Raw genomic sequence first — 12,506 nt, 5'->3', positions numbered from 1 at the left:
TTTTTTTTGCTGAACTGGGCCGGAGGTGAAGGTGATTTTGCGGAAGGAGCGGACTCAGCGCAAGCAGAAAAGCGAGCACCCTGGTTTTCGGCACGTTGATCAGGGGGACGACCACGACCACACCGCTGCAACTCGCCGTGCAATAAGCGGCGAGGTTGGTCCCCACGCAGGTCCCTGATACAACAGGAGGCACACCACACCAAGCCATGCACACGGGACGCGCTTGCGTGCCGTGGTGCAGGCGAGCGGGGACAAGCGATGGACGGGGCGGCGGGCCAGAGCGAGCGGGGAGCGGGCCGGCGGTTGCGCGTGGCGATTGCCGGGTTCGGCACGGTGGGGTCGGCGGTGGCGCGCATCCTGGTGGAGCAGGCGCATGCGTCGCCGGGCTTCGAACTCGCGTGGGTCCTGAACCGGCGCATTGCGGAAAAGCGCGCGCAGTGCGGGGACTGGATGCCCGCCTCGGTGCGCTGGACAGACAACGCGGACGAGGTGTTCGCGTCGGACGTCGACGTATTTGTGGAGCTGATGGGCGGCCTCGACCCGGCGGGCGACTGGATTCGCCGAGCGCTGACCAGCGGCAAGTCTGTCGTGACGGCGAACAAGGCATTGATCGCAGCGGAAGGCGTCGCGCTGAGCGAGCTGGCGTGCCGGCAGCGGCAGCACCTGGCTTACGGTGCTTCGGTTGCGGGCGGGGTGCCGGTGCTCTCCGGACTGCAGGAGGGCTTGGCGGGCGATGCGCTGATTCGCGTGAGCGGCATCCTGAACGGCACATGTAACTACATCCTGACGCGCATGGAGCATGCGGGGCTGCCGTTCGCCGATGCGCTGGGCGAGGCGCAGCGCGCAGGCTTTGCCGAAGCCGATCCGAGCGCGGATGTGGATGGCTACGATGCGCGCGCGAAGATCACGATCCTGAGCCGCGTGGCGCTGGGCGCGGATGTGGATCCGGAGGCCGTGATGTGCCGGTCGATCCGACCGATCACGGCGGTGGACCTGGGGTATGCGGCGGAGCTGGGCTGCACGATCCGGCAGATCTCGCATGCAGAGGTGACGAGCGACGGCCTGCACATCGCGGTGCAGCCGATGCTGGTGGAGCGCACGCTGCCGCATGCGCAGGTGGTGGGGCCGCAAAACATCGTCGTCAGCACCGGGCGCTACGGCGGCGAGACGACCTTCTCCGGCAATGGTGCGGGCGGCGGACCGACGGCAGTGGCCGTCGTCAGCGACCTGGTGGCGCTGGCGAAGCTGGGCTCGCCGTCGTCTGAATCGCTGAGCCCCGCACTGCGTCGGCTGCCGGTCTCAAGCAGCCTGGTGATGCCGCACTACACGCGCTTCCTGGTGCGCGATCGGCCGGGCATTCTGGCGGCGATTACGAAGGTTTTGGCGACGTACGCGATCAACGTGGATGCCGTGCTGCAGTTGCCGGGGCACGCGCGCGAGGCGCTGCCGTTTGCGATCACGCTGGAGCCGTCGAGTCCACAGGCGCTCGACGCGGCGATGTCCGAGATTGGCAAGCTGCACTTCCTGGTGCAACCACCGCTGTGCCTCCCCATCCTCAGGAAACGTGCATGAGTGCACGTGAGGAAACGCGCGTGAGTGCGGCAGTCGACACACAGCACACGCATCTGCGCTGCACATCAACGCAGTGCGGTGCGACGCTCGAGCTGCACACGCCGGTGATGGCGTGCCCGCAGTGTGGCGAGCTGCTGGAGGTGGCGATCGCGCGGCCGGAGATGGGCCCTGCGGAGTTGAAGCAGGTGTGGCGCGAGCGGCGCGGGTCGTTTGCGCCGGCGGACAAGAGCGGCGTGTGGCGCTTCCGCGAGGCGCTGCCCGAGTACGACAACAATGAGCTGGTGACGCTTGGCGAGGGCAATGTGCCGATGGTGCGGGCGCAGCGCGCGGCGGCGTGGGCGGATGTGACGCACCTGCACTTCAAACATCTGGGCTGGAACCCGACGGGCTGCTTCAAGGACCTGGGGATGACGACGGGGATGACCGAGGCGCGGCACCTCAGCGCGAAGGTGGTGGCGTGCGCATCCACGGGCAATACGGCGGCGTCGCTGGCGGCGTATGCGGCGCGCGCGGGCATGGTGGGCCGGGTATATCTGCCGTCGGGGCAGGTATCGAAGAACAAGCTGGCGCAGGCGCTCGACTTCGGCGCGGAGATCGTGCAGATCGATGGCAGCTTCGATGACGCGCTGAACACGCTGCTAGCACTGCCGCCGGAGGAGGTCTACTTCCTCAACTCGGTGAACCCGTTCCGCATCGAGGGGCAGAAGACCTGCATGTACGAGGTGATGGAGGAGCGCGGGTGGCGCGCGCCGGACTACCTGGTGGTGCCGGGCGGCAACCTGGGCAACAGCGCATCGTTCGGCAAGGCATTCGACGAGCTGCTAGCGTGGGGGCTGATCGAACGCGCGCCGAAGCTGATCGTGGTGCAGGCGGCGGGCGCGAATCCGTTTGCGCGGCTGTGGCGCGAACGGGAGTCGCAACCCGATGCGGTGCTGACGCCGCTCGATCCGGAGACGCGCGCGACGGCGATCCGCATCGGCAATCCGCGGTCATGGCGGAAGGCACTGCACGGGGTGGAATCGACGGGCGGCCGGGTGCTGGATGTGACGGACGAGGAGATCGCAGAGGCCAAGGCGGCGATTGGACGCGATGGCATCGGATGCGAGCCCGCATCGGCAACGACACTGGCGGGGCTGCGCAAGCTGCGCCAAGCTGGGCTTGTGGAGCGAGACGCGGAGATCGTCGCGATGCTGACCGGGCATGTGCTGAAGGACACGGCGTACGTCCTGGAGCGGCATGGGGCGGGAGGACAGGGCCAGCAAGAGGGCCACTGAGGACCGCCATGACTGACGACGCACTGCTTTGGCAGGACGGCCCGGAGGAGATACACGTACCTGGGTCGATTGCAAATCTGGGCCCCGGTTTCGACACGCTCGCGGTTGCGGTGAATCTCTACCTGAGCCTCGAGGTGGAGCGGCGCAGCGGCATGGACGAGGTGTCGTTCGACTTCATCGGCTGTGACCCGATGGGCGACAACCTCATTCACGACGCTTTCAATCATCTGCGGCACGAGTACGCGCGGCCGCTTCCCTCGCTGCACGTGATGGTGCGCAGCCAGATTCCGCCACGCTCCGGGCTGGGCTCAAGTGCCGCAGCGACGGTGGCGGGGCTGCGGCTGTTTGAGCTGGCGAGCGGCGTCTCGCTAGGGCCTACACCGCTACTCGCGGTGGCTGCAGCGCTTGAAGGGCACGCGGACAATGTGGCCGCGGCGATGCTGGGTGGCCTGACGGTGAGCTGCCAGGCGGACGATGGCACCGTGACCGCGGTGAGCCTGCCGTGGCCGGAGTCGATACGGCTGCTGGTGTTGACGCCCGACTACGCACTGACCACGTCGCGCGCGCGGGAGGTGTTGCCGACACATGTGCCGTTCCGCGATGCAGTGAGCAACATGCAGCGGCTGGCGCTACTACTGTGCTCGCTTGAAAGCGAGCAGCCACAGAGCCTGCGCGAGGCGATGATCGACCGGCTGCACCAGCCCTATCGCCGCGACCTGGTGCCTGGATTGGGCGCGATGCTTGCGTTGCAGCATCCGGAGCTGTTGGGTGTGTGCCTGAGCGGCGCGGGGCCGTCGCTGTTGGCGTTGACGTTGGGTGAGTCGGACGAGGTGAAGGAGCTGGTCGAAGAGAGCTATCGCGCGACGGGACATCCGTTCACGACGCGCTATCTGAAGGGCGAGCAGCCCTTCCTCTAGCGCTGCGCGGGTTCGAGCAGTGCCTGCTGAATCGGGGCCGGGCGATCCTCGAGGGTAAGGCGCGGCAGGTCTTCGACCGCGCGGCGCAGAACAGACTCCCAGCGCGCGTGCAGGTCGGTCAACTCAGGATCGTCCGCAGCGAAGCGACGGTACTCGTTGAAGTCGAGTGCGCCATCGCGATAGACGAGCAGTTCGAGCGGTGGACCTACGGTGACATTCGAACGAATGGTGGCGTCGAATGAAAGCATGGCGTAGAGCGCAGCCACTTCGAGCGGCGTCTGGTCATAGACGATGCCGCGGTCGAGGATGGGTCGACCGTACTTCACTTCGCCGATCTGCAGGTACGGCGAATCCTGCGTGGCGCTGAGCGGATTGCCCTGCGGGTAGATGCAGTAGAGCGCGGGCGGCGCGCCCTTGACCTGGCCACCGAGCAGCAGGTGGATGTTGAAGTTGTACTCATCGCGCTCGAGCGCGGCGCGGTCGAGATCCGAGACGCGGCGCACGGCTTCGCCGAGTACGCGCGCGGCCGAGTACATGGAGTCGACCTGCGCGAGGCCGCGGCCCTGCTGAAACTCATCCTGCAAAAGCGTGATGGTGGATTGCGTGAGCGAGAGGCTTCCGCTGGTGAGCAGCACGAAGGCACGCTCGCCGGGCACGACGAAGGTGTGCATCTTGCGGCAGACGTTGACCTGGTCGTATCCGGCATTGGTGCGCGAATCCGAGGCCATGACGAGACCCTCGCGGGTCATGATTCCAAGGCAGTAGGTCATCTGGGTCCATGGTCGCGCAGGCGGGTGAGAATTGCTACGGGGCACAGAAGAAAAGCGCACACAAGGTGCGAATGTGGCATCCTAGTCCCCCGGAGCTTTGGCGCTCCCGGCCGGCCCGCGCCGCAAGCGGCCGTGTACCCGCCTCGACCCCTGTCGTTCGAAGCGAGCTGACCGTAGTGGAAGAGCAGCTTCGCCGATGAAGATACGACTGGGCTACGACCTCGAATTCGAAACGACGCGCGATGTGGCGATGGTGGCGATGCTGTACGTGCATCCGTCGCGGCTCCGCGACCTGTGCGAGCCGGATGTGCTGGAGTTGTCGCCCGGCATTGGGAAGGACGACTACGTCGATTCCTTCGGCAACCGCTGCGCGCGCCTGCAACTGCCGGCGGGCATGGTGCGGCTGCACGGTTCGACGTTGATCGAAGACAGCGGCATGTTGGACCTGGAGGGCTGGGGCGCCGAAGAGCATACCGTGGCCGATCTGCCCACGCAGACGCTGCAGTTTCTGCTGAACAGCCGCTACTGCGAGGTGGACTTGCTGTCGCCGGTAGCGCATGAACTGTTCGGCGCTGAGGCGCCGGGCTGGCCGCGGGTGCAGGCGATCTGCCGCTGGGTGAACACGAAGGTGATGTTCGGCTACCACTTCGCGCGGCCGACGAAGACAGCGCTCGACGTGTTCACGGAACGGCGCGGTGTCTGTCGCGATTTTCAGCATCTGGCGATCACCTTCTGCCGCGCGATGAACATTCCGGCGCGCTATGCGACGGGGTATCTGGGTGACATCGGCGTGCCTGCGTCTGGGAACGCCATGGATTTCAGCGCGTGGTTCGAGGTGTACCTGGGCGGCCAGTGGTGGACGTTGGACGCACGCAACTATTGGCCGCGCGTGGGTCGCGTGCTGATGGCGACCGGCCGCGATGCCTCCGACGTCGCGTTGACCACGGCCTTCGGCGCCGCGGAGCTGAAGAGCTTCCGCGTGGTGAGCGAAGTCGAGGCCGGAGTGACCGTATGACGGTCGAGATGGAGTTGGGCCAGAGCCGGCTGTTCAACGACAACGAGAGCTACCGGTCCGCCATTCTGCGGAACTACCAGCTGGATGGCGCGTACGACGAAATGTTCGGGCGCACGGGAGAGGTGCGGCCGCACTATCAACGGCTGCTCGAGATGTTCGCCCGCATGCCGCAGGCAGAGATCGAGCGCTGCAAAAAAGCGGCGGACCTGTCGTTCCTGACGCAGGGGATCACGTTCACGGTGTACGGACAGGAGCAGGGCACGGAGCGCGTGTTTCCCTATGACGTGCTGCCCCGCATCGTGAGCAATGCAGAGTGGACGCACATCGAGCGCGGACTGATCCAGCGCATCGCGGCGCTGAACATGTTTCTGCACGACGTCTACAACGAGGGCCGCATTCTCGCTGACGGCAAGGTGCCGCGCGAGGTGGTGTACACGTGCCGGCACTTCCGGCGGGAGATGCGCGGATTGCAGGTACCGCGCAACATCTACGTCGCAGTGAGCGGCACAGATTTGCTGCGCTTGAATTCTGGCGAGTTTGTGGTGCTGGAAGACAACCTGCGCGTGCCGAGCGGCGTGAGCTACATGCTGACCAGCCGGCGCGTGATGAAGCGCATCTTCCCGGAGCTGTTTCGCGCCTACGGCGTGCGGCCCATCGAGCACTATTCGCAGGTGCTGCTGGCGACGTTGCGCTCGCTGGCTCCCGAGGGGCGGCCGGAGCCGACGATCGTGGTGCTGACACCGGGAATCTATAACTCGGCTTACTTCGAGCACACCTATCTCGCGCGCCAGATGGGGATTGAGTTAGTTGAAGGCCGCGACCTCGTGATTCACGACAACGTGGTCTACATGCGGACGACCGCAGGGCTAAAGCGCGTCGACGTGATCTACCGGCGCGTGGATGATGACTTCATCGATCCGCTGTCATTTCGTGGAGACTCGATGCTGGGTGCAGCCGGACTGTTCAATGCCTATCGTGCGGGCAATGTGACGCTGGCGAACGCGTTCGGCACCGGGCTGGCGGATGACAAGGCGATCTATGCGTATGTGCCGGAGATCATCCGCTACTACATGGGCGAGGAGCCGCTGCTCAACAATGTCGAGACGTTCCTGATGACGGATCCAGTGCAGCGGCAGCACACGCTCGCGAACCTGGACAATCTGGTGGTGAAGGCGGTGGGTGAGTCCGGCGGCTACGGCATGCTGATCGGGCCGCAGAGTACTGCTGCACAGCGCGAGGAGTTTCGCGCGCGCATCGAGGCCGATCCGCGCAACTACATTGCGCAGCCCACGCTTGATTTCTCCCGCGCGCCGTGCCTGCTCGATGGCGGCATTCAGGCGCGACACGTCGACCTGCGTCCTTACATATTGTTTGGCGACAAGGCGACGGTGGTGCCGGGCGGGTTGACCCGCGTCGCGCTGAAAGAGGGATCGCTGGTCGTGAACTCTTCGCAGGGCGGGGGCAGCAAAGATACCTGGGTGGTGAACGACTAACTATGCTCTCGCGCGTCGCAGACAGCCTGTATTGGATGAGCCGCTATCTCGAGCGCGCCGAACACACGGCGCGCCTGATCGACGTGAACATGAGCCTGATGCTGGACGAGGCGAGCACGACGCCGAACCTGGGGCTCGAGCGGCGCTGGCGTCGCGTGCTGGCGTGCCTGGGGCACCCGGCAAAGACGGCGTGGACTGGGGACTTCTACGAGCTGACCCACGCGCTGACGTTCAGCCATGACGGCCACGCGGCGATTGTGAACTGCATTGCGCAGGCGCGGGAAAACGCGCGGCAGGTGCGCGACGAGCTGAGCTCTGAGCAGTGGCAGCAGTTGAATCGGCTTTACCACGGCATGCTGGCCGCGCAGCGCGAGGTCGCATCCTTCAATGCGCTGACGAGCTTTCTGCCCAGCATCCTGATGGACCTGCACCTGTTCCAGGGAGTGACCGACTCCACGATGAGCCATGGCGAGGGCTGGCAGTTCATCCAGCTTGGCCGGTATATCGAGCGGGCGGCGGCGACGGCGACGCTGCTCGATGTGGACTACCAAGAGCGGGCGCTGGTGCAGAATGACACGCATGGCAGTTACGACTTCCTGGAGGGTGCGGGCATGCTGCGCTCGTGCAGCGCCTTTGAGGCTTACTGCCACGCACACACTGCGGACTTCACGCCTGAGCGCATCACTGAATTTCTGCTGCTGAATGCGGACTTCCCGCATTCTGTCCGCTACTCGGTGGATTGCCTGCGCAGCGCGCTGCTGGCGATTGCGTCGAGAAGCGGCATGCATGTCTCGGACGAGCTGGCGCGTATCTCCGGCCGGCTGCAGGCCTCGCTCAGCTTTGTCGACATGGCGGAGGTGCTTGCGGAGGATCTGGCAGCGTATCTCGCAAACATCCTGCAGCAGTGCCGCCAGGTGCACGAGGGGGTGTTCCGGCTGTACATCCAGTACTCCATTCAAACTGCACTGGCGATGAGCTGATGAAGTACTACTCGATCCAGCATCTGACGCGCTTTGATTACTCGCATTCCGTGTGCGAGACAGCGATGGAAATCTGCATGCAGCCGCGAGGCGATGGCAACCAGCGCTGCCTGACGTTCTCACTGTCGGTGAGTCCGCGGTGTCGCGTCTTCTCGTTTCGCGATCATCTCGGCAACCAGGTGCACCACTTCGATATACCGGGCGACCACCGGCAGCTCGTCATCGTGGCGCATGCGCTGGTGGAGCAGCAGCCGCTTGGCCCGGTGCCGACTCTGCTGGGGGCGGACGCGTGGACTGAGCTGGACCGGCTGCTGGCTGAGGACGATTTTTGGGAGATGCTGCTGCCGAGTACGTTCGCAGTGCCGACCGATGCACTGCGCGCGCTTGCGGCAGAGTGGAATATCGCGCGGCGCGGCGATCCACTGTCGCTGCTGCTCGAGATCACGGAGCGCGTCTACAGCAGCTTCGAGTATGAGACACGCAGCACGAATGTCGATTCGCCCATCGACGTTGCGCTGGCATCGCGCAGCGGTGTGTGCCAGGACTTCGCGCACATCATGATCGCGCTCGCGCGCATGGTGGGCATTCCGTGCCGCTATGTGAGCGGCTATCTCTACCACGCACCGGCGGACGGCATCGTCGCCGCAAATGACGGAGACGAACGCAGTGCGCCGAGCGCAACGCACGCGTGGGTGGAGGCATTTCTGCCGCAGCTTGGCTGGCTTGGTCTCGACCCGACGAACAACGTGATCGCGCAGGACCGGCACATTCGCACTGCTATCGGCCGCGATTATGCCGATGTGCCGCCGACACACGGCGTGTACCGCGGCAAGACGGAGAGCGAGTTAAGTGTGGCGGTGCACGTGGAGGCCTTCGACAAGGCGCCATCCTTCGACGAGACGACGCCCGTGCCGGAGGACTGGTCGGTGGTGGTGGAGCGGGTGCACGATCCGCTGCCACTGGCGTCGCCGCTGTTGCAGATCCAGCAGATGCAACAGCAGCAGGCGAAGACGCGCATGAGCTGAACACCAGCGAGGCCGATCGCTATGCGCGTCATGACGACGGGCTCGAACCCTTTCTTCGGTCACGCGATGGGCTTGATACTCTGACCCGGGCATCTGCGCGGGCGAGGTCCACGCCGGAGCGCAGGCTGATGAGGAGTGACCACCTGACGATCTCGACCCTGGCCGGCGCCTTTCGCGACGAGCGCCGCTTCTACCGCCTGCTGCTTGTGTTTGCTGCGATTACTGCCGTGCTGAAGGGGCTGCGGATGCCCTATTCGTGGCCGGCAACACAGGCCCAGCTTGATTATCGAAACGGCTTCATACGGCGCGGAATGTTCGGTGAAGTGTGCCGGCGGCTGCACATCCCCGTGAACCACTACCTCGTCTTCTCGCTGCTCGCATTTCTGTTGCTGGCGGCGCTCCTGGGATTACTGACGTGGAGTGTGCGACGCTCCGGTTTCGATGCGCTGGCGCTAGGTTCGTTCTCTGCCCTATTGGCCAGCGGCATCTTCGTCAGCCTGCTGGTGAATGTTGTGGGCTACCTCGAGATTGTGCACTACTTGCTCGTGCTGCTGGTCTTTCAATTGCGCAACCCACGGTGGCAATTGCTAGGGGCGCTGGCTGCGGGAATTCTGGGTGTTCTCTTCCACGAGCTATATGCGCTGGCATTTCTGCCGTTGTCACTTACGGGCGCTGTGTACTGGGCGACAGAGACGACGCGTCCGCATGCGATGCGTTGGGCAGCCATTAGTACGGCAGCAGCGCTGCCATGGGTGCTGGTCTTCGGACTGGCTCGCGGTCCCAGCATGACGCCGGTGCAGATCACAGTGCTTGAACGCCAGATCGACGCCCGTACCGATTTCCGGCCCTATGATGTCCTGCTCGAAGCGATGCTCACTGAGTCCGACGGCCAGAACCGCGCGCGCATGATGAAGCTGATGAGCGCCGGCAACTGGTGGGGAAACGAAGCAGTGGGGGTCATCGCCTTTTTACCAACCGCAATTTTCTTCCTGATGGTGGCGTGGCGACTGGCGGGTCCTGGCCGGCGAGCGGTCCGCTGGTACTTCGTGCTCAGCACGATGGCTCCGCTTGCGTTGAATCTTGCGGCGTATGACCGCTATCGCTGGCTCATGATGATGACTCTGAACGCAGCGCTATGTGTTATAGCGGCTTCCTGGTGGAACCAGCGAACCCAGTCTGATGTGCCTGCACCGCAGTTCGATATCGCGTGGCGGCGAGCGGCGGTGTTCCTTCTTGCTGTCAATCTCTCCACGGACGTCGGCTTCTTCGCAGGGCATGCTCGCAGCTTTCCCTTTGTCGACTTCCTGAAGTCGTATCAGTCTGCGAAGCAGGAGCATCGGCCCTGGCTGTGGCCGCCAGAGATCGGTCCCAAGCAGTAGCAGCGGCTCAGGGGCGAGCGGCGATCACTTCGATTTCAACCAGCGCGCCGGGCGCGGCGAGCGCGGCCACCTGCATGGCGGAACGGGCGGGCTTCTTTGGCTGCTCTTTGGTGCCGAAGAATTGCGTGTAGCCATCCATGAACCCGTGGAAGTCCATCTTTCCAGTGGTCGGATCGGCCGCGATATAGACGTGCATCATAACGACATCGGCGAGCGTGAGCTTCTGTTCCGCTAGTGCCTTCTGGATACCCTCGATCGCGCTGACGGTCTGGCCTTTGGTGTCCTTCGCGGGCGTTTTGCCGACCTCGGGATCGAGCATGCCGCTGAGGTAGAGCGTGTTGCCCACCCAGACACCTTGAGAGATCGGGAAGGTGGAGCCGGCGGGCAGCGGCACACGGATGATGCTGCTCTGTGCAGAGGCGGCGGGGATAACAGGCAACACTGAGAGCGCGAGAGCGGCACAGGTAACTGCGAAACGTACGTTAGGCAAGATGATCTCCGGGGCTGATCTGGTCTGCGATAGAGTTGAGCGCGCGGATGGAGGAGAGGGCAGCGCCTTCCTGCCAGCCGACCAGGTGGCTGGTGTGGTCGCCCGCGAAGTAGACGCGGCGGTCCGGCTGCGTGATCACGCGATAGTCTTCCGTTTCGCTACGGCCAAACCCGCTGATCCACGAGCCGAGGTTGAACGGTATGTTGCCCCAGCTCACGTAGACGGGATCGCGCAGTTCATGGCCGCGGCCGGGATGCAGCTTCTCGACTGCAGCACGGCTGGCGTCGAGCTTGGCTTGCATGCCGGCCAGTTTACCGAACGCTGTGCCGTTCTCGATGGAGTAGCCCGCAACCAGCGCGCCACGCTCGGAGAAGAGGCTGTAGCTGGGGTACCAGACAACGTCGACGGTCTGGCGCAGGAAGGAGAGGCCGCCGTAGACGTGGTCGTCCTGCTCCCAGAAGCGGCGGGACTGCCAGGCCACCTTGTAGGCCGAATCGTAGCTGGCGCGATCGATCGCAGCCTGCACGGGTGGTGAGAAGTCGGCATCGACCTTCTTGAGCGTGGTGAGCGGCATGGCACAGATGCAGTAGTCAGCGGTGATGGTTTCGACGTGCCCGCTGGAGCGATCCTTATACGTAACCAAAACACCGTCATTCTTCTGGCGGATGCGCTTGACCTCTGCCTGGTGACGAATGACGTTGCCGAGCTTACGCTCGAACGCGGCGGGAATCCGGTCCATGCCGCCGACCGGCTGGAACATGGTCGCCTGCCAATCGATGATGTCTTCGGTCAGCATGCCCTGCCAGAGATCAGCGTCGAGCAGTGCGTGCATGGGCAGCGGATCGCGCGAGACGCCATCCTGCGGGCCGGCGCCGGGGGTGACCCTGAAGCCGGAGCGCTCCGTGCCGGTGAAGCGGTAGTCGGGCTGCAGGTCTCCGTACTGGCGCAGGAAGGTGAGCATGCGGGCGCGGTCCGCATCATCGAGCTCCTGATCGAGCGCACCCTGGCGCATACATTTGGCCAGCAGCTCCGCGACGTGACCGCGCGTGTCGTTCACCATCTGGCGCTGCTCGACGGGCTTGCCTCCGTTCAGGTTGTCGCACTGCAGCAGCGTGGACCGCGAGGTGTTGATCTCGACCTCGAGCGGCACGTTCAGTTCGCGGCAGTACTTGAGCATGTGGGTGTGGATGGAGGGCAGACGTGCGGGTCCGGCGTTGAAGTAGAGGCCGTCGTCGAAGTTGCAGGTCTGCTCAGTGCCGTCAGTGAAGGCGACTTTGGAACCGCGGCGCACGGTCCAGTTGCGGCCGCCGACGCGCTCACGTGCCTCGAGCACGGTACAGGTGTAGCCGAGGCGCGTGGCCTCGTATGCAGCGACCAGTCCGGCGATGCCGCCGCCGAGGATGACAAGACGCTTGCCGTGGCCGGGGACGGCGCGAACAGATTGCGCCGATGTGGCCGCAACGGGCAGGAGCCCGAGCGTCTGCAGCATTGTGAAGGCAGCTCCGTAGCCGCCCGCCTGGCCGACTCGATAGAGGAACTGCCGCCGGGTGAGTGCCATAAACCTTCTCCCTCTCAGTGCAGCGGAAAAAAA

Annotated in this window: 11 protein-coding genes; 8 read left to right on the top strand and 3 right to left on the bottom strand. The window is 64.6% G+C overall.

Annotated features, from left to right (window positions below; all coding sequences use genetic code 11):
- Positions 1-258: 258 nt before the first annotated feature.
- From AC5IJH_RS17605 to thrB, 3 genes are read left to right on the top strand one after another with little or no spacing between them, the layout of a single operon-like run.
- On the top strand, positions 259-1,572 hold the full coding sequence (locus tag AC5IJH_RS17605; protein ID WP_491904135.1) for a homoserine dehydrogenase: 1,314 nt from the start codon (positions 259-261) through the stop codon (positions 1,570-1,572).
- Positions 1,569-2,846 (top strand): threonine synthase, encoded by a 1,278-nt coding sequence (thrC, locus tag AC5IJH_RS17600; protein ID WP_491904134.1) that lies wholly within the window; start codon positions 1,569-1,571, stop codon positions 2,844-2,846. Before AC5IJH_RS17605 ends, thrC begins: the two co-directional genes overlap by 4 nt.
- A gap of 8 nt (positions 2,847-2,854) precedes the next feature.
- The gene (gene thrB / locus AC5IJH_RS17595; RefSeq protein WP_491904133.1) at positions 2,855-3,763 is read left to right on the top strand and encodes a homoserine kinase; all 909 of its coding nucleotides are present in this window, start codon (positions 2,855-2,857) and stop codon (positions 3,761-3,763) included.
- On the opposite strand, the gene AC5IJH_RS17590 is transcribed toward thrB, so the two are convergent.
- Positions 3,760-4,533 carry a proteasome-type protease gene (locus AC5IJH_RS17590; protein ID WP_491904132.1) on the bottom strand — a complete coding sequence of 258 codons (774 nt, stop codon included), beginning with the start codon at positions 4,531-4,533 and terminating at the stop codon, positions 3,760-3,762. The genes thrB and AC5IJH_RS17590 overlap by 4 nt on opposite strands.
- Before the next feature lie 196 nt (positions 4,534-4,729).
- On the opposite strand from AC5IJH_RS17590, the gene AC5IJH_RS17585 reads away from it, so the two are divergent.
- From AC5IJH_RS17585 to AC5IJH_RS17565, 5 genes are all read left to right on the top strand, one after another.
- Positions 4,730-5,548, top strand: a complete 819-nt coding sequence (locus AC5IJH_RS17585) for a transglutaminase-like domain-containing protein (RefSeq protein WP_491904131.1) — start codon at positions 4,730-4,732, stop codon at positions 5,546-5,548.
- Between the two features lie 8 nt (positions 5,549-5,556).
- Entirely contained in the window at positions 5,557-7,041 is a 1,485-nt protein-coding gene (locus AC5IJH_RS17580; RefSeq protein ID WP_491904136.1) for a circularly permuted type 2 ATP-grasp protein, read from the top strand.
- A 2-nt stretch (positions 7,042-7,043) separates the two neighbouring features.
- A complete protein-coding gene (locus AC5IJH_RS17575) occupies positions 7,044-8,021 on the top strand; it encodes an alpha-E domain-containing protein (protein ID WP_491904130.1) in 978 nt (325 codons plus the stop codon).
- Positions 8,021-9,046 carry a transglutaminase family protein gene (locus AC5IJH_RS17570; protein WP_491904129.1) on the top strand — a complete coding sequence of 342 codons (1,026 nt, stop codon included), beginning with the start codon at positions 8,021-8,023 and terminating at the stop codon, positions 9,044-9,046. The genes AC5IJH_RS17575 and AC5IJH_RS17570 overlap by 1 nt, the downstream gene beginning before the upstream one ends.
- Positions 9,047-9,174: 128 nt before the next feature.
- Positions 9,175-10,425 carry a hypothetical protein gene (locus AC5IJH_RS17565; protein ID WP_491904128.1) on the top strand — a complete coding sequence of 417 codons (1,251 nt, stop codon included), beginning with the start codon at positions 9,175-9,177 and terminating at the stop codon, positions 10,423-10,425.
- 7 nt (positions 10,426-10,432) lie between these two features.
- Here the strand turns inward: AC5IJH_RS17565 and AC5IJH_RS17560 are convergent, their stop codons facing one another.
- Together AC5IJH_RS17560 and AC5IJH_RS17555 are read right to left on the bottom strand one after the other, a co-directional pair.
- Entirely contained in the window at positions 10,433-10,915 is a 483-nt protein-coding gene (locus AC5IJH_RS17560; protein ID WP_491904127.1) for a Rid family hydrolase, read from the bottom strand.
- The gene (locus tag AC5IJH_RS17555; RefSeq protein ID WP_491904126.1) at positions 10,908-12,473 is read right to left on the bottom strand and encodes a flavin monoamine oxidase family protein; all 1,566 of its coding nucleotides are present in this window, start codon (positions 12,471-12,473) and stop codon (positions 10,908-10,910) included. Before AC5IJH_RS17555 ends, AC5IJH_RS17560 begins: the two co-directional genes overlap by 8 nt.
- Positions 12,474-12,506 lie beyond the last annotated feature (33 nt).

It is taken from the genome of Candidatus Dedyshia acidiphila, assembly GCF_051025295.1.
GTDB lineage: Bacteria > Acidobacteriota > Terriglobia > Terriglobales > Acidobacteriaceae > KBS-83.
This window is presented reverse-complemented; position numbering and strand designations above follow the sequence as displayed.

Bases quoted from the DNA above. Each gene is read 5' to 3' on its own strand.
- AC5IJH_RS17605 (WP_491904135.1), top strand. From the start codon at position 259: ATGGACGGGGCGGCGGGCCAGAGCGAGCGGGGAGCGGGCCGGCGGTTG.
- thrC (WP_491904134.1), top strand. From the start codon at position 1,569: ATGAGTGCACGTGAGGAAACGCGCGTGAGTGCGGCAGTCGACACACAG.
- thrB (WP_491904133.1), top strand. From the start codon at position 2,855: ATGACTGACGACGCACTGCTTTGGCAGGACGGCCCGGAGGAGATACAC.
- AC5IJH_RS17590 (WP_491904132.1), bottom strand. From the start codon at position 4,533: ATGACCTACTGCCTTGGAATCATGACCCGCGAGGGTCTCGTCATGGCC.
- AC5IJH_RS17585 (WP_491904131.1), top strand. From the start codon at position 4,730: ATGAAGATACGACTGGGCTACGACCTCGAATTCGAAACGACGCGCGAT.
- AC5IJH_RS17580 (WP_491904136.1), top strand. From the start codon at position 5,557: ATGGAGTTGGGCCAGAGCCGGCTGTTCAACGACAACGAGAGCTACCGG.
- AC5IJH_RS17575 (WP_491904130.1), top strand. From the start codon at position 7,044: ATGCTCTCGCGCGTCGCAGACAGCCTGTATTGGATGAGCCGCTATCTC.
- AC5IJH_RS17570 (WP_491904129.1), top strand. From the start codon at position 8,021: ATGAAGTACTACTCGATCCAGCATCTGACGCGCTTTGATTACTCGCAT.
- AC5IJH_RS17565 (WP_491904128.1), top strand. From the start codon at position 9,175: ATGAGGAGTGACCACCTGACGATCTCGACCCTGGCCGGCGCCTTTCGC.
- AC5IJH_RS17555 (WP_491904126.1), bottom strand. From the start codon at position 12,473: ATGGCACTCACCCGGCGGCAGTTCCTCTATCGAGTCGGCCAGGCGGGC.